Origin of the sequence: Rahnella sp. PAMC25559 (assembly GCF_050632365.1) — a bacterium.
Taxonomy (GTDB): Bacteria; Pseudomonadota; Gammaproteobacteria; order Enterobacterales; family Enterobacteriaceae; genus Rahnella; species Rahnella rivi.
Map to the genome: position 1 here is coordinate 1,245,587 of NZ_CP192543.1, position 22,612 is coordinate 1,268,198.

Sequence of the window (22,612 nt, forward strand, 5' to 3'; positions counted from 1 at the left end):
GTCAGGAGTGATGATGAAAGCGTTAACCCGATCTTTGATTTCTCCGGAGAACCCGGATGTGCTGGTTATTGCCCACCGTGGCGTATGGCAAACCACCCCCGAAAATTCACTTGCTGCGCTGCATGAGGCGATTCATCAGGGCGCAGATATTATCGAGATTGATGCGCAAACCACCGCCGATTCGCAGGTGGTGGTGATCCACGATGCCCATCTTGACCGTACCTGTGATTACCAGGGCGAGGTGGCGACCATGTCGCTGGCAGCCGTTCGTCGCGCGAGGCTGAAGGCCGCAGACGGACGCGAAGGCATGGTGCTCACCAGCGAACGCGTTCCTTTGCTGGAAGAGTTACTCGAAGAAGCCCGCGGGCGCATCGTAGTGAATGTGGACATCAAGTATGCGCGGGATTTCGATCGCATCGTGGCGCTGATCCTCAGCATGAACATGGCCGACGGCGTGCTGCTTAAAAGCAAGATCGATCTGAAAACCCAGCGTTTTCCGCTGCAAATAACCGATGCGCGGATCCCTTATATGCCGATCCTGCACGCCCGTCCGGGCAAGTTTTCGGATGATTTGCGCAAAATCACGCAGTTCGGTGCGCAGATGATTGAACTGAACTTTAGCGATCTGGCCGACGTGATCGCCGCCCGCGAGCAACTTAAACGCCTCGGCGTCCGGTTGTGGGTCAATACGCTGGATGTCTCCCATTCGCTGGATTACTGTGACAGCCGCGCTGCGGTGGATCCCGACGGTGTATGGGGTGTGCTGGTGGATGCCGGCGTCCGGGCGTTTCAGACCGACCATGTCGGGCAACTGGTGCGCTGGCTTAAAAACAGAGGTAACCAATGACGATCACGCTTTCCGCCAAACTGGCGATTGCCAGCTCTATTGCTGCTCAGGCTGCCGAACTGGCGCTGGGTTTTTTCAACCGTCGCGACAGCATTGAAGTCAGCAGCAAGCGCCCGCAGGATTTCGTTTCAGAAGCCGATGTGGCAGTGGAGCAGTTTATCCGTGCGCAGCTGGCACAGCATTTTCCGCAGGATGCGATCATCGGTGAAGAGATGGGGGGCGTGCTGACGGACGCCGCCTGCTGGGTGATTGACCCTATCGACGGCACGTCGAATTTTCTGCGCGGTTCACCGCTGTGGGGCGTCTCGCTCGGGCTGGTGGAAAACAAAAAACCGACCCTCGGCGTGATTGCGCTGCCGGTGCTCAACGATCTGTTTGCCGCAGAATCGGGTAAAGGCCTGTTCCTTAACGGCAAGCGGTTTCACCGTGACGACCGCTTTGGGGATGTGCAGATTGTGTCGCTCGGCGACAGTTCCGATGACAAGCTGGATGAAGCCTCGGCGTTTTATCGCGGCCTGCGGGCCGCTGAGTGGTCAGTACATTGTTACCGCTGTACCACGATCGGCATGGTGTTCGCCGCCAAAGGCATTATCGACGGGCATCTGCAACGTCGCACCACGCTGTGGGATATCGCGGGAGGTGTTGTGCTGTGTCAGGAAGCCGGGCTGGATACCGTTGTCCATTTCGCCGGTACGGCCGGAAATGAAAACTACCGGCATATGTCGGTCGCCACCGGCACGCCGTCACTGATGGCCGCCGTTGGGCCGCTGTGGCCGGATTTTGCGCCGCGTTAACGCCTCCTTGCCCACCAACTCGCTGCTCCCGGTCATTTCGGGAGCCTGGCGGGAAATGCGGGCGACATCCTGTTTTTTCCTGCCTGAAGTAACATCCTGAATTCTTCAGGTAACCCTCTGATTACACGATAAAGAACAGCATTTAACAAAATGAAATATTGTTTCATTTCACCATAAAGTTCCTCATGGTTCTGCCGTTATCTCTGACTCCTGTCACTCACTTTGCTGTGTCCTGATGAATAAATTAACCCAACTTTCCGTGCTCGCCCGCCTGATGGGGGCGTTTGCCCTTGTTCTTTCCCTGATGCTGATTTTGGCCGCGACCTCTGCCTGGCAGCTGAAAAATATTAATCAGCAGATTGAAGATTACCGTGCGTACCGGCTGCCGGGCGTTCAGTACCCGCTGGTGATGCGCGGCACGCTGGCCGAGCTGCGTCTGCAACAGGTGCAATACATCGCTTCACCGCAGGGCGCGCCGCGCGACGGTCACCGGGTGGAAATCATGCAGGCGGTGGCTAACTTTAAAGCCGCGGAACATGCCTATCAGAATCTGAACAGCGGCGGCAGCCAGTCGGCGCTGTTTAAGCAAATCGTCGATAACTTTCAGCGCTTTTCGCTGGCGAACGATCAGGTGATTGAAGCGATGGATCGCAATGATGTGGCGCAGGCCACGCAAATCAGCGGCGATAACTCACGAAAATACCGCACACAGCTGATGGCCGATCTCGCCACGCTGGTTAAAGACGAAGTCAGCAACAGTGAGCACGCGGCGGCACAGGCGCGCAGCCATTACCACTCTGCCAGCGTGCTGTTCCTGGTGCTGGTGGTGTTTGCGTTGCTGCTGTCTGTGGCGATGGCGCTCTTGCTGGCGCGAAATCTCAACCGGCAGCTGGGCGGCGAACCGGCGTACGCGGCGGCGATCATGCAGGAGATTGCGGCGGGAAATCTGGCGACGGAGATCGTTCTGCGGCCCGGCGACAGCGGCAGTTTACTGGCGTCGCTGAGCCGCATGAATCAGCAACTGAACCAGACAATCCATCAGATCATGAACGGCAGCGAGTCGATCAATCATGCCGCCAGCGAGATTGCGCAGGGCAACATTGATTTATCGCAGCGAACCGAAGAGCAGGCGGCCTCGCTGGTGCAGACCAGCGCCAACATGCAAAACCTGACCACCACCGTCAGCCAGAATGCGGAGAACGCCCGCGAGGCCAGCCAGCTGGCACACGCGACGTCAGAAACCGCTTCGCAGGGCGGGTCGATCGTCAGCGGCATGCAACTGCATATGCGGGATGTCTCCGGCAGTTCAAAAGAAATCATCAATATTATCAGCGTGATCGAAGGTATTGCCTTCCAGACCAATCTTCTCGCGCTGAATGCGGCGGTAGAAGCGGCACGCGCCGGCACACAGGGCAAAGGTTTTGCGGTGGTGGCCAGCGAAGTGCGCGTTCTGGCGCAGAAAAGCGGGCAGGCGGCGAAAGAAATTAAAAATCTGATCCACGGCACCGTCTCTAAAATTGCCGAAGGTTCGCAGCAGGCTGACCGCGCGAGTCAGGCGATGAACGACATCGTGAATTCAGTGAATAAGGTGGCGGGAATTGTCAGTGAAATTTCGACTGCCAGCACCGAGCAGCATACCGGCATTCATGAGGTGGGCATTGCGGTGGATCAGATGGACCGGGTGACGCAGCAAAACGCCGCGCTGGTGGAGCAGGCCGCGGCGGCGGCGCAATCGCTGACGGAACAGAGTGTCGAGTTGCGCAATGCCGTGCGGTTCTTCCGCACGGCTGCGGTCTGATGTCAGCCGCTGTCAGGGCTGTTGCGTGATGGTGAGCTGTGGTTCCCAGGCCGAATCCGGGTGCCGGGCGATTTGCTCCGGGGTCATTGGCCGCCCGAGCAGATAGCCCTGCAAGGTGTCACACCCCAGCTGGGTGAGGAAATCTTGTTGCTGGGTGGTTTCCACGCCTTCGGCCACCACTTTCAGATTCAGCGTCTGGCCGAGGGCAATAATGGCAGACACGATGCTGGCATCTTCGCTTCCGGCGATCAGATCGTTGATAAATGCGCCGTCGATTTTCAGCTCGCTGGCGGGTAAACGCTTGAGATAGAGCAGGCTGGAGTAGCCGGTGCCGAAATCATCAATCGAGGCTTTGACACCGTATTTTGTCAGACGCTCGAGTATCGCCACGCTGACGTCCGGGTTGCGCATCGCGGTGGTTTCGGTCACTTCCAGCGTCAGCATTTCCGGTGGAATGTGGTGGCGTTCAACGGTATCGATGACCATTTCCACCAGATTCGCCTGCTCGAATTGCAGCGCGGAAAGGTTTACCGCCACCGTCCAGGTGGTGTGCCCGGCGAGGTGCCATTCACGTAACTGGCGGCAGGCTTCATTCAACACCCATTCGCCGATAGGAATGATCAGACCGGTTTTCTCCGCCAGTGGCAGGAACACGTCCGGGCTGAGGGTTTTACCTTCGCGCTCCCAGCGCAGCAGGGCTTCAAAGCCGCTGACCGGCCCGTAAGGAGCGATAAATTTTGGCTGATAATGCAGACGTAATTCGTGATGCTCGATCGCCAGACGCAAGTCGTTAAGCATCTGCAACTGATTTTGCGCATTGGCGTTCATCGAAGGCTGGAAGAAACTGTGGCCGTTGCGGCCTGAGTTTTTGGTGTGATACATCGCCGCATCGGCGTTAAGCATCAGTTCGCGTTCGTTCTCGCCGTCGCCCGGATACACGGCAATACCAATACTGGCGGATACCAGCAGTTCGTAACGCGAAACGTGGAACGGGCGGGCAATCAGGTGCACCAGTTTATCCGCCAGCTGTGAGGCATCGGTCGGCTCGGTGATTTCTGTCAGCAGGACAAACTCATCGCCGCCCAGCCGTGCCAGTGTATCCGACGCGCGTAAATGCGACAGCAGCCGCTCAGTCACCGACACCAGCAGCTGATCGCCAATGTGATGGCCAAAGGCGTCGTTGACCGCCTTGAACCCGTCGAGATCGATAAACAACACCGCAAATTCGGATTCTCCCCGCGTGGCTTTCTGCACGGCCTGACCGAGACGATCTTCCAGCAGCAGACGGTTGGGCAACTTGGTCAGGTTGTCATGCAGGGCTAACTGGGTCAGCTCGCGATTGGCCTGCGCCAGGGAAGACGCGAGCACCGACGTGCGCGCCTGCATACGGCCATCAAGCACCGAGATAATCAGCGTAATCGCCAGGATCGCCAGCGTCACCACAATGACCAGCAGCGCCAGCCAGTTGTTATCCACACCGCTGTTGGCGGCCATGCTGTGGCTCATCGGCGGGAATGTGGCGGCGGCCATGCCGGTGTAATGCATACCGACAATGGCGGTGCCCATGATCACGGCGGCGCTGATGCGCAACAGACGCACGTTAGGCGACTGCTGACGTAAATGGAAGGCCATCCACAGCGCCGCACCCGACGCCACCACGGCCACCAGTACGGACACCATCACCCACGGCACGCTGTAGATAACAGGCGGCATCATGCGCATCGCGGCCATGCCGGTGTAATGCATCGCGGCAATCCCGCCGCCCATCAGCAGTGAACCGGCCAATAAACGCATCATCGGTAACTGCGGCAGGCACACCAGCCACAGCGCAAAGGCGGAGGAAATAATGGCGATAAGCATGGAGAGTAAGGTGATCAGCGGGTCATAACCCATTGATACCGTTGAGTTGAATGCCAGCATTCCGATGAAATGCATCGACCAGACGCCGATCCCCATGGCGATTGCGCCACCGGTTAACCAGAGACGGGAGGCCTTTCCCTGAGTGGTCGCGACCCGCCCGGCCATATCCAGCGCGGTATAAGAGGCAAGCATTGCAACAATGAATGAAAACATCACCAGCACATTGTTGTAATTACTGGAAAACATGTAAGGCTCCACACAAGCAGGGGTCAATGAGACGGGCTGTTTTTATATTCGGCGTTAATCGCATCACGAGTTATTAAAGGCGAATGAAGTCACGAAAATCTGTTTTCGCGTAATTAAGATTAATCTGTAAGTGGTTTTAATCAAATAAAAAAAACGCATGCAAAATTACACCTGATGAATGCAAGGTTTTTTTAAAGCGTGATAAACAGAGAACCAAAGTCTTGTCTATAGTTAACAAATAATTAAACGTCACGGGATGGAACAGATTCATGATTAAAGTACATCATTTAGATAATTCACGTTCACAGCGAATTTTGTGGATGCTTGAAGAAGTGAGCGTCCCTTATGAAATTCAGCGTTATCAGCGGGATAAATCGACCATGCTGGCGCCCGCGTCTTTAAAGAAAGTGCATCCCTTGGGAAAAGCGCCGGTGCTGGAAGATAACGGGCTGATCCTGGCCGAGTCTGGCGCCATCATTGAATACTTACAGGAAACCTATGACGCCGAAGGGGTGCTGAAGCCATCGGCTCTGGCCGAGCGTCAGCAGTACCGCTACTGGATGCATTACGCCGAAGGGTCACTGATGCCGCTGCTGGTCATGAAACTGATTTTCGGGCGTTTAGGCAAACCGCCGATGCCGTGGCTGATCCGTCCGATTGCCGGCGCCATCGGGCAGGGCGTGCAGAAAAATTACATCGATAAACAGCTGACCACCCACATGGATTTCCTCGAGCAGCATCTGGCCGTCAACCCTTATTTCGCCGGTTATCAGTTCAGCGCGGCTGACATCCAGATGAGTTTCCCGGTAGAAGCCATTAATGCGCGCGCAGGGTTGGGAAAATATCCCCGTCTTAATGCCTGGTTATCCAATGTCACGGCGCGACCGGCTTATCAGAAAGCCCTGGAAAATGGAGGGCCATTCACCATCATGCGTTAAGTTTATTTCAGGCTGAGGTGTCTTTGTGCCGCGTTGTTTTTATTTTCCGGGCGTTCGCGCGTGACATATTTACGTGATGAGCGCCTTTAATTAAATAACCCTTAATAACTGTCATGATATTTTATTTTCAACGTTTGCCCGCCCGTTCCTGATTTATCTCCGGTGTTTCAGTGCTGAATTTTATTTCTGACGCCGCCGCGTTTCTTACCCGCCGTCCCCGCCTTTTTTGCGTTGCTGTCATCGCGTGCGCAACCGATATCGTTCAGCAAACCGCCATCGGGACAAATTTGCAGCAAATTCGCGTTTTTCTTGACCGGACAACGGTAAATTGTCGGCAAACAGAGTTGAAAAGAGGGTATAAGAGGCCGGATAATCGTTTGCGCTAAATTTTAGTCCCGCCATACGCGATGTGAGTTAAACGTTTGCCCTGCACACGTGACGCCGGTTTTGCCGGTATTTCGTGCATCAGGTAAGGAAGCGAACGTGAAGAAACGGTTTCATAATGACCACGCAGGCTAATCAGTAAAGACATCCAGAGGATTTTCCATGTCGAGTCAACAACCTCAAACGGGCCGCGCTGTTGCGCCAAAGGGCCCGCTTGATGCTTATTTCAAAATCAGTGCGCGTGGCAGCCATGTGCGTCAGGAAGTGATCGCCGGGTTAACGACGTTCCTGGCGATGGTGTATTCGGTGATTGTGGTGCCGTCAATGCTCGGCAAAGCGGGCTTCTCTCCGAGCGCGGTGTTTGTCGCGACCTGTCTGGTGGCCGGTTTCGGTTCCCTGCTGATGGGGCTGTGGGCAAATCTGCCGCTGGCGATTGGTTGCGCCATTTCTCTGACGGCGTTTACCGCGTTCAGTCTGGTCCTTGGTCAGCACATCAGCGTACCGGTTGCGCTGGGTGCGGTGTTCCTGATGGGCGTGTTGTTCACGATTATCTCGGTCACCGGGATCCGTTCGTGGATTTTGCGCAACCTGCCCATGGGCGTTGCGCACGGTACCGGCATCGGCATTGGTTTATTCCTGCTGCTGATTGCGGCTAACGGTGTCGGTCTGGTGGTCAAAAACCCGCTGGACGGTTTGCCTGTTGCGCTCGGCGCGTTCACGTCGTTCCCGGTGGTGATGACGTTGCTCGGTCTGGCGGTGATTTTTGGTCTGGAGAAGCTGCGCGTTCCGGGCGGTATTCTGCTGGTGATTATCCTGATTTCCGTTATCGGTCTGATTTTCGATCCGGCGGTGAAATATCAGGGGCTGTTCGCGATGCCTTCTCTGGCGGGCGCGGATGGCAAATCTGTCATTTTCGATCTCGACATTATGGGCGCACTGAAAGCGGCAGTATTGCCAAGCGTTCTGGCGCTGGTGATGACGGCGGTGTTTGACGCCACCGGTACCATCCGTGCGGTGGCCGGTCAGGCGAATCTGCTGGATGAAAAGGGCCAGATCATCAGCGGCGGTAAAGCCCTGACGGCTGACTCCGTGAGCAGTATTTTTGCCTCGCTGGTCGGTGCATCGCCTGCGGCGGTGTATATCGAATCAGCAGCGGGTACGGCGGCAGGCGGTAAAACCGGCCTGACGGCCACGGTTGTCGGCGTGCTCTTCCTGCTGATGTTGTTCCTGTCTCCGCTTTCTTATCTGGTGCCTGCTTACGCCACCGCCCCTGCGCTGATGTATGTCGGTCTGCTGATGCTGAGCAACGTAAACAAACTGGATTTCAACGACTTCGTTGATGCCATGGCGGGGCTGCTGTGTGCGGTGTTTATCGTGCTGACCTGCAACATCGTCACCGGCATCATGCTCGGTTTCAGCTCGCTGGTGATTGGCCGCATTTTCTCCGGCGAATGGCGCAAACTGAACGCGGGCACGGTAATTATCGCCGTGGCGCTGGTGGTGTTTTATGCGGGCGGATGGGCGATTTGATGCCAGGCCGACCGGAAAGTTTCGGTTTCTCACGTGCGGTAATCGCTTAACACGCTGCGCCGAAACCGCCCAAAGGAGGAAAGTGCTTTTCCTCCTTTGGATCCCTCCTCGCTTTTTCAACAAGCGCTCTGCTCGCTGGATCTTAAATTCAGGGGCAGATTGTCTTTTTCTTTCCCGCGACCACGACCTGGGGTTTAAAAACGGGTTTAAGCACGCTCTGATTTAAAAATACGTTTTTTTTGATCTACTATTCCCCCTGTATGTGTCAGACCCCGTCTGATTGAAATCATAAAAACAAGAGTCTAAGGAAAGCATGGAAATATTCTTTACCATTCTGATTTTGATTCTGGTGGTGTCGCTCTCCGGTGTCGTTACCAGAATGTTGCCGTTTCAGGTTCCTCTTCCATTAATGCAGATTGCGGTCGGTGCCTTGCTGGCCTGGCCGAATTTTGGTTTGCACGTGGATTTCGACCCCGAGCTGTTTCTCGTCCTCTTTATTCCACCCCTGCTGTTTGCCGATGGCTGGAAAACCCCGACCCGTGAATTCCTCCACCACGGGCGCGAAATACTTGGGCTGGCGCTGGTGCTGGTGTTACTCACCGTCGTCGGCATTGGCTACCTGATTTATATGATGGTGCCGGATATCCCGCTGGTCGCGGCGTTTGCGCTGGCTGCGGTGCTTTCCCCGACCGATGCCGTGGCGTTGGGCGGTATCGTCGGCAAGGGCCGTATTCCGAAGTCGATCATGAGCGTGCTGGAAGGTGAGGCGCTGATGAATGATGCGTCCGGTCTGGTGTCGTTGAAGTTCGCTATCGCCGTGGCGATGGGCACGATGATCTTTACCGTCGGCGGTGCCAGCGTTGAGTTCCTGAAAGTCGCCATTGGCGGCCTGATGGCCGGTGTCGCGGTCACCTGGCTGTACAGTAAATCACTGCGCATCATGAGCCGCTGGAGTGGTGATGATCCGGCGACGCAAATCGTCTTCCTGCTGTTGCTGCCGTTCGCCTCGTATCTGATCGCAGAACATATTGGTGTGTCAGGCATTCTGGCCGCCGTCGCCGCCGGTATGACCATCAGCCAGTCCGGGATTATCCGTAATGCGCCGCTGGCGATGCGTCTGCGCGCCAACAGCGTCTGGGCGATGCTTGAGTTTGTGTTCAACGGCATGGTGTTCATCATGCTGGGCCTGCAATTACCGGGCATTCTGGAAAATTCTATCGATCAGGCGACGCACGACCCGTCCATCGTGACCTGGCATCTGTTTGCTGACGTTGGGATTATCTATTTTGCGCTGCTGATCCTGCGTTTCGTCTGGCTGTGGGTGATGAAGAATTTCAGCAACCGTTTCCTGAAAAAGAAACCACTGCTGTTTGGCAGCTACAGTACGCGTGAGCTGTGGGTGGCGTCGTTTGCCGGTGTGCGCGGGGCGATTACGCTGGCCGGTGTGCTGTCAATTCCGCTGTTCCTGGCCGATGGTTCGGCGTTCCCGTCGCGTTATCAGCTGGTGTTCCTGGCGACCGGCGTCATTCTGTTCTCGCTGATTGCGGGCGTGATTGCCTTGCCGTTCCTGCTAAAAGGCGTCGTGGTGGCCGATGGCTCGACCTACCGTGAAGAAGAGCGCATGGCGAAATCCATCGCAGCGGAAGTGGCGATCGAAAGTCTGCATAAGATGGAAGAACGTCTGGCGGCGGATACCGAAGAGAACATTGATGAACAGACGCTGAAGGAAATCAGTTCGCGGGTGATCGGGACATTGCGGCGAAGAACGGCCAACCGTGATGATATGGAAACCGCGCTGAAGCTGGAAAACCTTGAGCGTCGCTTCCGTCTGACCGCGCTGCGTGCTGAACGCGGTGAGCTTTATCATCTGCGCGCCACGCAGAAAATCAGTAATGAGACACTGCAAAAACTGCTGCATGATCTCGATTTACTTGAGGCGCTTCTGGTCGAAAAAGAAGTGTAGTTTCGGTCAGGAATAAAAAAAACCGCGTGCGCTGAAAGGGGCACGCGGTTTTTTATTGCCCGCTATTTCCAGTGTTCGCGGCACAGCGTGATCCACGCCTGCGCGCTGTGAGAAAGATAGCTGCCGTCATGCCAGATGAGCCCCAGTTGCCACGGCATCAGGGGCGCCAGCGGCAGCCATATCAGCGCGTTTTTATCCAGCCGCTGGCAGATAGGCTCCGGCAGGATCGCCACGCCCATGCCGGTTTGTACCATGGCGGCCAGGAAATCCCATTGTCCGCTGCGGGCAGCAATTTTCGGGATGAAACCCTGCGCGGTGAAGGCGTCCATCAGCTGGCGGTACAGGGCAAAATCTTCGTTGTAAATCAGGATGCTTTCATCTGCCAGCTCACTGAGGGCAATATGGGTACGGTTCTCCCAGTGCGCCGTGCGCGGCACCACCACGCAGAGCGGATGGCTGAACAGCAGCAGTGAAGCGATGGAAGGCACGGCGTCGGCGGGCAGGGCGGTGAGCGCCAGATCCAGCTCACCGGAGATCACCGCCTGTTGCACCGTCAGGCCGCCGAACTCGGAGATGATCAGTTCAATGCCCGGATACTGCTGGCGGAAGGTGCCGATCAGCGGGGCGATTTGTGTGCCGACCATGGGCGGAATGCCCAGGCGCAAATGGCCGGATTTCAGCGAGTTAATGTCTTCGAGTTCCGCTTCCAGCTGACGGAATTCTTCGAGGATATTCAGCCCGCGCTGATACAACGCCTGGCCGCTGTCAGTCAGGCGTAAACGCCGTCCTTCGCGGACAATCAGCGTGCATTCCAGCTCTTCCTCCAGATGACGCAACATTTTGCTGATGGTCGGCTGGGTGACGAACAGCTTCTCTGCCGCGCGGGTGAAGCTCTGCTGGCGAACCACTTCGACGAAATAACGTAGCGTACGGACGTCCATCATTGAGTATTCCGGTTTGGAATCATTTTTATGATTTTAATTCATTTCTTTACCGGTTTCCTGCCAGCGTATACTTCATTTCTTCCCTTTTTTTGCCTTCCGAGGTCTTTCCCATGTTGCTGGCGTTGCGCACTAAAGCGCCGTCCCTGCTGACCCGCTGTCAAATCCCCGTTCAGGTGGTGTTGTACGCGGTGTTATTTGTGATCGCCGATCGTCTCGTTACCGCGCTGCACCTGCCGCTGCCCGCCAATATTGTCGGGATGCTGATGCTTTTATTGCTGATTATGTTTCGCGTATTGCCCCTGAACTGGGTGAAGGCCGGTTCCCGCTGGCTGCTGGCGGAGATGCTGCTGTTTTTCGTGCCCGCCGTGGTGGCGGTGGTGAACTACGCGCAGCTGCTGATGATCGAAGGCTGGAAAATCTTTCTGGTGATTGGTGTCAGCACGGTACTGACGCTTGCCGCAACGGCATTAGTGGTAGACCGGGTTTACCGGCTGGAGCAACGTCTGGCGGCGAGGAAGGCATCCCGTGACTGATCTGCTCATCAGCATAGTCTGTTTTGTCATCACGCTCGGGCTGTATTACGCCAACAAAAAACTCTACCGCCAGCGCCGTACGTTGCTGCTGATGCCGCTGGTGTTCACGCCAATTGTGCTGGTGGTTCTGCTGGTTATCACGCACACGTCGTATCAGGATTACATCGGGGAAACCCACTGGCTGCTGTGGCTGCTCGGGCCTTCGACCATCGCGTTTGCGGTGCCGGTTTACGAGAATATGGCGGTGATCCGCCGCCACTGGATGTCGCTGAGCGCGGGCGTGCTGACGGCTATCGTCGTCGCCGTCAGCAGTTCCGTCTGGCTGGCGCGGATGCTGACATTGCCGGAAGAGATCCAGCGCAGTCTGGCGGTACGTTCCATTACCACGCCGTTCGCGCTGGCGGCGGCGAAGCAAATGGGCGGTCAGCCTGATCTGGTGGCGCTGTTTGTGGTGATCACCGGCGTATTTGGTATGGCAGTGGGCGATATGTTGTTTTTGCGTCTGGCGGTGAAAAGTGGTCTGGCGAAAGGTGCCGGGTTTGGCGCGGCTTCACACGGTGCCGGTACGGCCAGAGCGTATGAACTGGGTGCCGAAGAGGGCGTTGTGGCGAGTCTGGTGATGATGCTGGCGGGTGTGGTGACGGTGGTGATGGCGCCGGTGATTGGGGGAGTGATGTGGTGATGATCTTTTGAAAAAGATCTGAAACTTTCAGTCTAAGGTCAAAACCTTGGGTTGCCACCCAAACTGGCCTTAAGAGGCGCCTGTCGCCGCGCCTCTTAAGAATCTCCGGCTCTTAAACTGCGCGCTCCGCTCGCAAGCTATGTTTCAGGTACCGCAGCGATAGCCGCAAAATCCCGCCGCTGCGCGGTGCCCTCCCGTCGGGTTACAACCCGCGCAAAAACACGCGCGGTTTTCCACCTCTCCCTCCGGCGTGATTTTTGAAAGCGGCTTCAGACCCATACTTCGCAACCTCGCTCTGTTCTTTTAAAAAATCCTGCGGGCGATTCAGACATCTTGCTGAACGGAGCGGCCTGGAGACCAAAGGCTCCAGGACCGAGAGAAGGGACCGCGCAGCGGCAAGATGTCCAGCCTGTCGCAGCGGTTTCTGAAACATAGCCTGAGAGCGGTAGCGCGTGTTGAAAAAGCGAGGGGAAATCCAAAAGGGGAAAAGCACTTTCCCCTTTTGGGCGGTTTCGGCGCAGTGCGATAAGTGATCACCGCCATTGAGAAACCGAAACTTTTACAATCCTGTTGTTAAACGGCGCGCGTAAACACCGCCCAGTGTTTAATGAATCACCTGTGACAGAAACTCTCTTGTCCTCGCCGATTTCGGATTCGCAAAGAACTCCAGCGGCGGGGCTTCTTCCACGATCTCTCCGCGATCCATAAAGATCACCCGGTCCGCCACGGTGCGGGCAAAGCCCATTTCATGTGTCACACACAACATGGTCATCCCTTCTTCCGCCAGCCCGATCATGGTGTCTAACACTTCTTTCACCATTTCCGGATCCAGCGCGGAGGTCGGTTCGTCGAAGAGCATGATTTTTGGCTTCATGCACAGCGAACGGGCGATGGCCACACGCTGTTGCTGTCCGCCGGAAAGCTGCCCCGGAAATTTGTTGGCGTGCTCGGCGATACGCACCCGTTTGAGGTAATGCATCGCCAGCTCTTCCGCTTCTTTCTTCGGCATCTTGCGCACCCAGCATGGCGCCAGGGTGCAGTTTTGCAACACGGTCAGATGCGGGAACAGATTAAAATGCTGGAACACCATGCCGACTTCGGTGCGCACCCGTTCGATGTTACGCAAATCATCGTTCAGCTCGGTGCCGTCCACCACAATGCGCCCTTGCTGATGCTCTTCCAGATGGTTGATGCAACGGATGGTGGTCGATTTCCCGGAACCGGAAGGGCCGCACAGCACGATGCGTTCGCGCGGTTTGACGCTCAGATTGATGTCTTTCAAAACGTGGAACTGTCCGTACCACTTATTCACGTTTTCCAGCGTGATCATCATATTTTGTTGTTCAGTGACGTGATGGTCGCTCATGGTTTACCTCAGTGTGCGGAACGTCCGGTGTGAAAGCGTCTTTCCAGATGCTGGCTATAACGCGACATGCTAAAACAGAAAATCCAGTAAACGGCGGCGGCGAAGACGTAGCCTTCGGTCGACATGCCGAGCCACTCGGGATCGACGGTGGCTTGCTGTACGCTGCTGAACAAATCAAACAGGCCGATGATGATCACCAGACTGGTGTCTTTAAACAGCGCGATGATGGTGTTGACCAGACCCGGTATCACCATTTTCAACGCCTGCGGCAGAATGACTAATCCCTGCGTTCTCCAGTAGCCCAGCGCCAGCGATTCTGCGGCTTCGGTCTGGCCTTTCGGCAGCGCCTGCAGGCCACCGCGCACCACTTCCGCCACATACGCCGACTGAAACAGCACCACACCCACCAGCGCACGCACCAGTTTGTCGATACTCGTCCCTTCGGTCATAAACAGCGGCAGCATCACCGAGGACATAAACAGCACGGTGATAAGCGGCACGCCGCGCCAGAATTCGATGAAGATGACCGAGAGGATCCGCACGACAGGCAGACGCGAACGTCGCGCCAGCGCCAGCAAAATGCCCAGCGGTAATGCCCCGGCAATGCCCACTGCGGCGATGATAAGCGTCAGCGTCAGGCCGCCCCACTGGCGGGTTTCAACGCGGGTCAGACCAAAGAATCCGCCGTACAGCATGAACCAGGTGAAGATCGGGAACAGCACCATCCACACCGCGATGTAACGTCCGCGGCGTGGCGTGGCTTTAAAGAATATCGGTGCCAGCGTCAGTAACCCGACAATCAGCGTGAGGTTGATGCGCCAGCGCTGATCAAACGGATACAGACCATACATAAACTGGCCGAAACGGGCATGGATAAACACCCAGCAGGCCCCGGCTTTGGTGCAGTCTGTGCGCGCCGTGCCAACCCAGTTGGCCTGGAAAATAACCCAGTTCAACATAGGAGGGATCACCAGCCACATCAGCCATAAACAAAACAGCGTCAGCAGGCTGTTAAACCAGCTGGAGAACAGATTTTTACGCGCCCACAGCACGGCCGTTCCGACTGGCGTACCGGGCTTCACGGCTCTGACTCCCGGAGGAAGTGTTGTCATCGTCATGGTTTTCCCTTAACGCTCGACCAGCGCAATGCGCCGGTTGTAAATGTTCATCAAAAACGAGATCAGCAGGCTGATGATCAGGTAAACCGACATGGTGATGGCAATGGTTTCAATCGCCTGACCGGTCTGGTTCAGCACGGTACCGGCGAACAGCGACACCATATCCGGGTAACCAATCGCGGCGGCCAGAGAGGAGTTTTTGACGATGTTCAGATACTGGCTGGTCAGCGGCGGAATAATCACCCGCATCGCCTGCGGTAAAATCACCTGACGCAGGGTGACCGGATTCGGCAGGCCGAGTGAGCGCGCTGCCTCATGCTGGCCGTGCGAAACTGACTGAATCCCGGAGCGGATCACTTCAGCGATAAACGTGGAGGTGTACACCGACAGCGCCAGCGTTAACGCCGCCAGTTCCGGGATCAGCACCATGCCGCCCCGGAAGTTGAACCCACGCAGTGCAGGCACATCCCAGTGAACGGCAGGCCCGAAAATCAGGTGCGCCAGCGCAGGGAAAACCACCAGCATCAGGATTGCCCACGGCCAGATACGCCAGACGCGCCCGGTGTGGATCTGCCGAAAATGGTTGTAACGCCTGAGGGCAAAAATTCCGAACACCGCCAGCAGCAGGGCGATAAAACCGGCCAGACTGCCCGGCGATAACTCCGGTGACGGCAGGTACAAACCACGGTTGCTGACGAATGCCAGATCAAATGCGTTGAGGCTTTGACGCGGGCCAGGCAGGTTGCGCAGGACGGCGAAGTACCAGAAGAAGATTTGCAGCAGGGGAGGAATGTTACGGAATATCTCGATGTAGACCGTCGAGACTTTACGGATCAGCCAGTTATCAGAGAGACGGCCTAATCCGATAATAAACCCGATAATCGATGCGAACACGATACACAGCGCAGAAACCAGCAGGGTGTTGAGCAGGCCGATAACAAAAACGCGGGCGTAGGTGTCGCCTTCCTGGTAGTCAATAAGATGCTGAACAATGCCGAAACCGGCACCTTTTTCAAGAAATGCAAATCCCGAGGTGATCCCTCGTGTAGTCAGATTGGTAATGGTGTTGTGGAGCAGGTAACCGAGACAGGCTACCAGCAACACCACCGCGAAAATTTGGTAAATCCAGGCTCGTACGGCTGGATTGGTCAGCGAGAACGAACCTTTTCCGGTTGGGCGTTGCAACATAGTGGATGGCCTTTAGCAATCTATCACCGGGAAGTGATGCACCGGGGAACGGCCGGTGCATCAACATCCTTAAACACTTTATTATTCAAACACGTTGGTGATGAAGGGTATTAACGGACCGGTGGTGCGTACTGGATGCCGCCTTTATTCCACAATGCGTTCTGACCACGTTTGATTTTCAGCTCACTGCCCTGACCGACGTTGCGTTCAAAGCTTTCGCCGTAGTTACCGACTTGTTTGACGATTTTCACCACCCAGTCGTTAGGCACTTTCAGATCTGCGCCGTAAGTCCCGGTTTTACCGAGCAGGTTGCTCATGTCCGGCGTGGTCGGGTTAGCGGCCAGTTGCTCAACGTTGGCAGATGTCACGCCCATCTCTTCGGCATTCAGCATGGCGAACAGGGACCAGCGCACCACGGCCAGCCAGTCTTCATCACCACGGCGAACAACCGGGCCCAGAGGTTCTTTAGAAATCACTTCCGGCAGCACGATGAACTCATCCGGTTTACCCAGTTTGATGCGCAGTGCGTAGAGCTGAGACTGGTCAGAGGCCAGGGTGTCGCAGCGGCCTGAGTCCAGCGCTTTGGCACTTTCATCAGAGCGGTCGAAGGTGACCGGGGTATAAGTCATTTTGTTGGCTTTGAAGTAGTCAGCCACGTTCAGCTCAGTGTCTGTACCTGCTTGCAGACATACCGTCGCGCCATCGAGTTCTTTCGCGCTTTTCAGGCCCGCTTTCTGATGTGTCAGGAAGCCGATGCCGTCGTAGTAGTTGACGCCCGCGAAGATCATCCCCATGCCCGCGTCGCGGGAAGAGGTCCAGGTGGTGTTACGGGACAAGATATCCACTTCGCCAGATTGCAGGGCGGTAAAACGCTCTTTCGCGGTCAGCGGGGTGTATTTCACTTTCTCAGCATCGCCAAACACGGCAGCGGCCACTGCGCGGCAGACGTCAACGTCAAGACCGGTGAATTTGCCTTTGGAGTCCGCGTAGGAGAAACCCGGCAAACCATCACTGATGCCGCATTGAACAAAACCTTTCTTTTTGACTGCATCCAGAGTGGTACCTGCATGAGCCTGACCAGCCAGTGTCACGAAGCTTGCTGCGGCAATCAGCGTAGAGAGCAATATTTTTTTCATTAAGCGTCCTGTGAGACAAAACTGAGAATTATTATTGTGTGAGTGCCTGAGCACCCTGTCTGTTTTGGGGCGTCGCCCTCTGCTCCTGTCATTGCAAAGGGAGTGCCAACATCGAAAAAACGTCCAACAATCTAGTCACAGTAGGGAAATGCTCAGTAACATTGATGGGCGTTATGAAATGTATTGCCCTGTTTCAGTGCGCGGTCAATGTGACTGCCGTAAAACAGTGCGGATAATTTCAATACTGGAGTGGAGAGCACAGAATGCTAACCCGCTTTGTTTCGTTTCCGGAGGAAAGAGAACAGGCAGATGTCGGCAGAGTGGATTTCGCGCAGGGGATTGATCAAGGCGGGGAAGTGTTGTGACAGGTGGCAGTTTAGCCACTGCATCACGCGGCAATAAAAAACCCGCACGAAGCGGGTTTTGCAGGCAAACCGGACAGGTTATTCAGGCTGGTTTTTGCTGCCCGCAATCAATTTACGCGCGGCAGCGATCTGGTCGTTGTCCGGTGTTTTAGGTTTGGCTTTGTTGAGCGCGGTACTGAGGCTGGAGCGCCCCCAGAGATCAAAACTGTCGTCATCTTTGAGGTGATCAAAGATGGAAGGGGCTGCGTCTGGTTTTTTCGCCATGAGGAATACCGCTCTCTTATTGGATGTGGTTCAGTTCAGTCGTCAATGAAAAAGCCCGACGCGGTGGCATCGGGCTTGATGTGATATCAGGCTATCGGTAAAGCGACGGCGTGCCCGCCGGGCGGGTTTTGAAGCGGCGATGCAGCCACAAATACTGATCGGGCGCCCGCATGATTTCAGTTTCGATGACGCGGTTCATGTAAGCCGCCGCGGCCATTTCATCGTCAATCGGGTAATCCTGCAATGCCGGTTGAATCACCAGATCATAACCTTTCGCGGCCGGTTTACGCACCAGCACCACGGTGACCAGTGCCGGTTTAGCCAGTCTTGCCAGCATGTAGGTTCCGCTGGTGGTTGCGGCTTCATCGACGGCAAACAGCGGCGCAAAAACGCTGCCGCGCGGACCGTAATCCTGATCTGGTGCAAACCAGACGGCTTCGCCCTTTTTCAGCGCATGAACCATGCCGCGTAAATCTTTGCGATCCAGCATCGCTTTGTTAGAACGCATGCGACCCCAGGTCTGCACAAATTCCATCGCTTTGTTGTTATGCGGTCGGTACATCGCCATCATCGGCTGACATAATCCCATCGCGCGGCCACCGAGTTCCAGTGACATAAAATGCACGCCGATGACCAGCACACCCTGATTATTTTCCTGCGCTTTTTTAAGGTTATGCAGGCCGCTGACGTCGAACCAGCGTTTGACCCGGGCGTCTGACCAGAACCAGGCCATGCCCGTTTCCAGTAAGCCCATGCCAAGAGATTCAAAGTTACTGACGATTCTGGCTTCAACCTGTTCAGACGAGAGATCAGGGAAACACAGCTGTAAATTGCGGCGGGTTATCGACACGCGGCGTTTCAGGAAACGCATGGACGTGCGACCAAGCCAGACACCTAAACGGTACAACACCGGATAAGGAAGCTGAACCAGAAGGAACAGAACGCCGAGACCGAACCAGGTCAGCCAGTAGCGGGGATGTAAAAATGAAGCGCGAAATCGTGGAGATGTCATAAATGCCTAATCATCTGCATAAAGAAACCGGGGTAACGCGTGAGTAAAAAGTTCGGCGCGGTACGGATTATCCTGCAAATTGTGGGACAACACGTGTCTGAAAACGTTTAAAAAACGACGCCCGTTGACGCATTTTTTACACTGACAGACAGTACATTTTTTTTAGAGGACGGGATCGCGATGCTGAGTGCTGTCCGTAGGCGATGAGCGGGGCGAATACGACTCTGATGGAAAGTATAACATGTTCTCCGGCGGTTCCGGAGAGGGTAATTGTCCGATAAACAGGCAAATCGACGTCCTTTTTTAGACGTTTTAAACAACTGATGTAAAACAATACGAATGGCGGGTTTTCACCTCTGAGTACAGGCTCAACACCGCCAGGCTTGAACGGCATACTTCGGTGAAAAAGTATGCCGGAAACGTTTTCAGCGGTAGAGCGGATTGCTCATTACCGAGTAACGGCCACTGCCGTAAAGTGCGATAACGAGGGCGGCCATAAAGTAGTAAACAATATCTTCAATCGCCCAGGCACCGACCGGCGTCAGCGCGAAGGTGTGGTGCACACCCACCATCAGCCAGGCGACCACCATTGTGGCTGCCGCCGACAGCGCAGCGAGACGGGTGAAGATGCCGAGGATCATCATGATCGGGGCAATCACTTCGCCAATGATCACGCCGTAGGCAACAAAGGCGGGAATACCATAACCCGCCAGCATGCCCTGAATGCCGCCCAGACCGTCGTGCAACTTATGCCAGCCGTGAAAAATCAGCAGGCCGTAGGTGATACGTAACAGCAAAATGGCCAGATCCGGCTTGTTCAGCGCGGCGGTAAAACGCATATAAAGTTGCTTCATTGTTGCCACTCCCCAGAGACATTTTTTTGTCCCTCTAAAGTAATTCCTAATGGCGGAATGAATGAGAGAATTATTCTCATTTGGCTTGATCTGGGTTAGGTTTTGAGCAGATTTACAGGAAGGGGTGTTGCCGGATGACACATAAACAAAAAAGGCGCTCTCCTTGCGGAAAAGCGCCTTTTCAAGACAATGACTGATTAGTATCAGTTCATGCCGTATTTTTTCAGTTTCTTACGCAGCGTACCGCGGTTGATACCCATCATCAGGGCCGCACGAGTCTGGTTGCCACGGGTGTACTGCATCACCATGTCCAACAGTGGCTGTTCAACTTCAGCCAATACCAACTCATACAGGTCATTCACGTCCTGACCATTCAATTGAGCGAAATAGCCCTTAAGTGCTTGTTTTACCGAGTCACGCAGAGGCTTTTGAGTCACCTGATCTTGTGAGTTTACGGTAGAAACGGTCAGTACGTCAGAATTCACGCGTTGTTCGAACATAGTTCTGTCAGCTCTTTTTTGTTACGCAAGATTTTCGAAATATGCTTCCAACGCCTCCAGCTGTTCGCTGGCATCCTCTATGGCGTTGAAGGAGCGCCGAAACTGGTCACTCGGGGCATGTTCCTGGAGATACCATGAAACATGCTTACGGGCGATACGGAATCCCTTGCCTTGACCGTAAAAGTCGTGCAATTCCCGTACGTGCCCTATTAACAAGCGCTGTACCTCACCCAAAGGCGGTGGCGGTAACAGTTCCCCTGTGTCCAGATAGTGCTGGATTTCCCGGAAGATCCAGGGTCTCCCCTGAGCGGCACGTCCTATCATCAGAGCATCAGCTCCGGTGTAGTCGAGCACCGCTCTGGCTTTATGCGGGTCAGTTATGTCGCCATTCGCGATAATCGGAATGGAAACACTCTGCTTAACTGTCCGAATACTGTCGTACTCTGCATCTCCATTGAAGAGACAGGCACGGGTTCGGCCATGAATAGTCAGGGCCTGAATTCCACAGTCTTCAGCCAATTGGGCAATTTGTACACAGTTACGGTGTTCCGGTGCCCAACCAGTACGAATTTTCAACGTGACTGGCACATCTACCGCGTTTACGACGGCAGTGAGGATCTGTTTGACCAAATCCGGATACTGCAAGAGCGCAGATCCTGCCAGTTTGCGGTTCACTTTCTTGGCCGGGCAGCCCATATTGATGTCAATGATCTGCGCACCGCTCGCCACATTAATTCGGGCGGCAGCCGCCATATCTTCGGGATCACAACCGGCAATTTGCACGGCTCGGATACCCGGTTCATCGTTATGCACCATACGCAATCGGGACTTGTCCGTCCGCCACACCTCCGGATTGGAGGAGAGCATTTCGGATACAGCCATCCCAGCACCCATCGCATGACATAAGGCACGAAACGGTCGGTCTGTTATACCGGCCATAGGGGCCGCAATCAGGCAATTTGTAAGCTGGTGGTGTCCGATGCGCATAGACTTAGAATGACCATACTGATGTCCGCAAGGGCGCGTATATTACGCATTTTTGATGTGAGATGAAAGGCCAAACTTTGAGCGATTTGATAAGAAAATGCCTAACCGCGATGAATATGAAGGGTCGCGAGGTTTTTTATTGTTTATTTACATCAGGTTAAGTCATTTTGGTTAAATTGTGCGCTTGAATAAATTCCTAATTTCTCTCTAAATCAGCCCGTTATAGCAGGTGATTCTAAGGGCTTGATCGTCGTTTTAAGCATCAACAACCACAAAATTCCGTGATTCAGATCGCCTGATGGTCAGAAAATGACTCTTTTTTGGAAAGAAAAAATGACAGAGGGGAGATGCGCGGAGCAATCCCGCGCTTTCAGCATAATCAGAAAGCGCGGGTAATGCTTATCAGGCTTTTTTAATACCCGTAATGCGGCACCATTCTTCTTTCTCGGCGACCGGATCCAGTTCGAACAGGTCCTGGTAAGCATCGGCCACGCTTTGCGCCTGGCTCGCCAGAATGCCGGACAACCCGAGATGCCCCCCCGCGACCGGCAGCACACTGATCAGCGGTGCCAGTTCACGCAGCGGGCCTGCAAGGATGTTAGCGACGACGACGTCGGCAGACAGGTTCTCAGGCTGGTCTTTTGGCAGATACAGCGACAGACGCTCTGAGACGCCGTTACGTTCGGCGTTATCACGGCTGGCCAGAATCGCCTGCGGGTCGATGTCGATGCCGACCACGTGTTTCGCACCCAGCTTCAGCGCGGCGATCGCCAGAATGCCGGAGCCGCAACCAAAGTCGATCACGGTTTTGTCGGTCAGATCGAGGCTGTCGAGCCATTGCAGGCACATGGCGGTGGTCGGGTGGGTGCCGGTTCCAAATGCCAGACCCGGATCCAGCATCACGTTGACGGCGGTGGGATCCGGCACATCGCGCCAGCTCGGGCAAATCCACAGACGCTCGCCAAAACGCATCGGGTGGAAGTTATCCATCCATTCGCGTTCCCAGTCTTTGTCTTCCAGCTGTTCGATTTTGTGCACGAAACCTTTGCCCAGCAGCGGTTCGTTCTCCAGCATCGCCACCACGTCTTCCATGTTGGTTTCTGCGTCATACAGGCCGATAGCGTCGGTATCGCCCCACAGCAGGGTTTCGCCCGGCAGGGGTTCAAACACCGGATTATCATGGGTATCGAGGAACGTGACAGACACTGCACCACTTTCGATAAGCGCGTCGCTCAGCGTTTCCGCGTCATTACCGGTGGTGTTAATTTTCAATTGGATCCAAGGCATAGCGATTCTCTTCCTA

The 22,612-nt window shown here is 55.1% G+C and carries 21 protein-coding genes; 8 read left to right on the top strand and 13 right to left on the bottom strand.

What is annotated here, in order from left to right; translation table 11 throughout:
* The first annotated feature begins 13 nt into the window (after positions 1-13).
* From ACQZQY_RS07085 to ACQZQY_RS07095, 3 genes are all read left to right on the top strand, one after another.
* Positions 14-847 carry a glycerophosphodiester phosphodiesterase family protein gene (locus tag ACQZQY_RS07085; protein ID WP_431296841.1) on the top strand — a complete coding sequence of 278 codons (834 nt, stop codon included), beginning with the start codon at positions 14-16 and terminating at the stop codon, positions 845-847.
* A complete protein-coding gene (locus ACQZQY_RS07090) occupies positions 844-1,641 on the top strand; it encodes an inositol monophosphatase family protein (RefSeq protein WP_056776133.1) in 798 nt (265 codons plus the stop codon). Before ACQZQY_RS07085 ends, ACQZQY_RS07090 begins: the two co-directional genes overlap by 4 nt.
* A gap of 235 nt (positions 1,642-1,876) precedes the next feature.
* Positions 1,877-3,439: a methyl-accepting chemotaxis protein gene (locus ACQZQY_RS07095; RefSeq protein WP_136374998.1), complete on the top strand. Its 1,563-nt coding sequence runs from the start codon at positions 1,877-1,879 to the stop codon at positions 3,437-3,439.
* A 12-nt stretch (positions 3,440-3,451) separates the two neighbouring features.
* On the opposite strand, the gene ACQZQY_RS07100 is transcribed toward ACQZQY_RS07095, so the two are convergent.
* Positions 3,452-5,545: a putative bifunctional diguanylate cyclase/phosphodiesterase gene (locus tag ACQZQY_RS07100; protein ID WP_056776135.1), complete on the bottom strand. Its 2,094-nt coding sequence runs from the start codon at positions 5,543-5,545 to the stop codon at positions 3,452-3,454.
* A gap of 269 nt (positions 5,546-5,814) precedes the next feature.
* Here ACQZQY_RS07100 and ACQZQY_RS07105 point away from each other — a divergent pair, with 269 nt between their 5' ends.
* Entirely contained in the window at positions 5,815-6,483 is a 669-nt protein-coding gene (locus tag ACQZQY_RS07105; RefSeq protein WP_431296842.1) for a glutathione S-transferase, read from the top strand.
* A 382-nt stretch (positions 6,484-6,865) separates the two neighbouring features.
* On the opposite strand, the gene ACQZQY_RS07110 is transcribed toward ACQZQY_RS07105, so the two are convergent.
* Positions 6,866-7,015 carry a hypothetical protein gene (locus ACQZQY_RS07110; protein ID WP_162997802.1) on the bottom strand — a complete coding sequence of 50 codons (150 nt, stop codon included), beginning with the start codon at positions 7,013-7,015 and terminating at the stop codon, positions 6,866-6,868.
* Positions 7,016-7,029: 14 nt separating this feature from the next.
* Here ACQZQY_RS07110 and ACQZQY_RS07115 point away from each other — a divergent pair, with 14 nt between their 5' ends.
* Both ACQZQY_RS07115 and ACQZQY_RS07120 read left to right on the top strand, forming a co-directional pair.
* Entirely contained in the window at positions 7,030-8,397 is a 1,368-nt protein-coding gene (locus tag ACQZQY_RS07115) for an NCS2 family permease (protein ID WP_056776138.1), read from the top strand.
* Positions 8,398-8,710: 313 nt separating this feature from the next.
* Positions 8,711-10,360: a Na+/H+ antiporter gene (locus ACQZQY_RS07120; protein ID WP_056776139.1), complete on the top strand. Its 1,650-nt coding sequence runs from the start codon at positions 8,711-8,713 to the stop codon at positions 10,358-10,360.
* Between the two features lie 62 nt (positions 10,361-10,422).
* Here ACQZQY_RS07120 and ACQZQY_RS07125 read toward each other — a convergent pair whose 3' ends face one another.
* Positions 10,423-11,301, bottom strand: a complete 879-nt coding sequence (locus ACQZQY_RS07125) for a LysR family transcriptional regulator (protein WP_431297165.1) — start codon at positions 11,299-11,301, stop codon at positions 10,423-10,425.
* A gap of 113 nt (positions 11,302-11,414) precedes the next feature.
* Between ACQZQY_RS07125 and ACQZQY_RS07130 the strand changes: the two genes are divergently transcribed.
* Together ACQZQY_RS07130 and ACQZQY_RS07135 are read left to right on the top strand one after the other, a co-directional pair.
* Positions 11,415-11,837, top strand: coding sequence for a CidA/LrgA family protein (locus tag ACQZQY_RS07130; protein ID WP_183848359.1), 423 nt, complete (start codon positions 11,415-11,417; stop codon positions 11,835-11,837).
* Positions 11,830-12,519, top strand: a complete 690-nt coding sequence (locus tag ACQZQY_RS07135) for an LrgB family protein (protein WP_056776141.1) — start codon at positions 11,830-11,832, stop codon at positions 12,517-12,519. The genes ACQZQY_RS07130 and ACQZQY_RS07135 overlap by 8 nt, the downstream gene beginning before the upstream one ends.
* 604 nt (positions 12,520-13,123) lie before the next feature.
* Here ACQZQY_RS07135 and ACQZQY_RS07140 read toward each other — a convergent pair.
* The 10 genes from ACQZQY_RS07140 to prmA all read right to left on the bottom strand — a co-directional run bounded on the left by ACQZQY_RS07140 (position 13,124) and on the right by prmA (position 22,596).
* Positions 13,124-13,885, bottom strand: coding sequence for an amino acid ABC transporter ATP-binding protein (locus ACQZQY_RS07140; protein ID WP_056776143.1), 762 nt, complete (start codon positions 13,883-13,885; stop codon positions 13,124-13,126).
* An 8-nt stretch (positions 13,886-13,893) separates the two neighbouring features.
* Positions 13,894-15,003 carry an amino acid ABC transporter permease gene (locus ACQZQY_RS07145; protein ID WP_056776145.1) on the bottom strand — a complete coding sequence of 370 codons (1,110 nt, stop codon included), beginning with the start codon at positions 15,001-15,003 and terminating at the stop codon, positions 13,894-13,896.
* 9 nt (positions 15,004-15,012) lie between these two features.
* Positions 15,013-16,191 carry an amino acid ABC transporter permease gene (locus tag ACQZQY_RS07150; protein ID WP_431296843.1) on the bottom strand — a complete coding sequence of 393 codons (1,179 nt, stop codon included), beginning with the start codon at positions 16,189-16,191 and terminating at the stop codon, positions 15,013-15,015.
* 110 nt (positions 16,192-16,301) lie between these two features.
* The gene (locus tag ACQZQY_RS07155; protein ID WP_056776148.1) at positions 16,302-17,327 is read right to left on the bottom strand and encodes an amino acid ABC transporter substrate-binding protein; all 1,026 of its coding nucleotides are present in this window, start codon (positions 17,325-17,327) and stop codon (positions 16,302-16,304) included.
* Between the two features lie 443 nt (positions 17,328-17,770).
* Positions 17,771-17,956, bottom strand: coding sequence for a hypothetical protein (locus ACQZQY_RS07160; protein ID WP_056776150.1), 186 nt, complete (start codon positions 17,954-17,956; stop codon positions 17,771-17,773).
* Between the two features lie 91 nt (positions 17,957-18,047).
* Complete coding sequence (gene lpxP / locus ACQZQY_RS07165; protein ID WP_056776152.1) at positions 18,048-18,968, bottom strand: kdo(2)-lipid IV(A) palmitoleoyltransferase; 921 nt, start codon at positions 18,966-18,968, stop codon at positions 18,048-18,050.
* A gap of 425 nt (positions 18,969-19,393) precedes the next feature.
* Complete coding sequence (locus tag ACQZQY_RS07170; RefSeq protein ID WP_056776155.1) at positions 19,394-19,822, bottom strand: DoxX family protein; 429 nt, start codon at positions 19,820-19,822, stop codon at positions 19,394-19,396.
* Between the two features lie 203 nt (positions 19,823-20,025).
* Entirely contained in the window at positions 20,026-20,322 is a 297-nt protein-coding gene (fis, locus tag ACQZQY_RS07175) for a DNA-binding transcriptional regulator Fis (RefSeq protein WP_004097144.1), read from the bottom strand.
* Between the two features lie 21 nt (positions 20,323-20,343).
* Positions 20,344-21,309, bottom strand: coding sequence for a tRNA dihydrouridine synthase DusB (gene dusB, locus ACQZQY_RS07180; RefSeq protein WP_112168396.1), 966 nt, complete (start codon positions 21,307-21,309; stop codon positions 20,344-20,346).
* A gap of 402 nt (positions 21,310-21,711) precedes the next feature.
* Positions 21,712-22,596: a 50S ribosomal protein L11 methyltransferase gene (gene prmA, locus ACQZQY_RS07185; RefSeq protein WP_431296844.1), complete on the bottom strand. Its 885-nt coding sequence runs from the start codon at positions 22,594-22,596 to the stop codon at positions 21,712-21,714.
* Positions 22,597-22,612 lie beyond the last annotated feature (16 nt).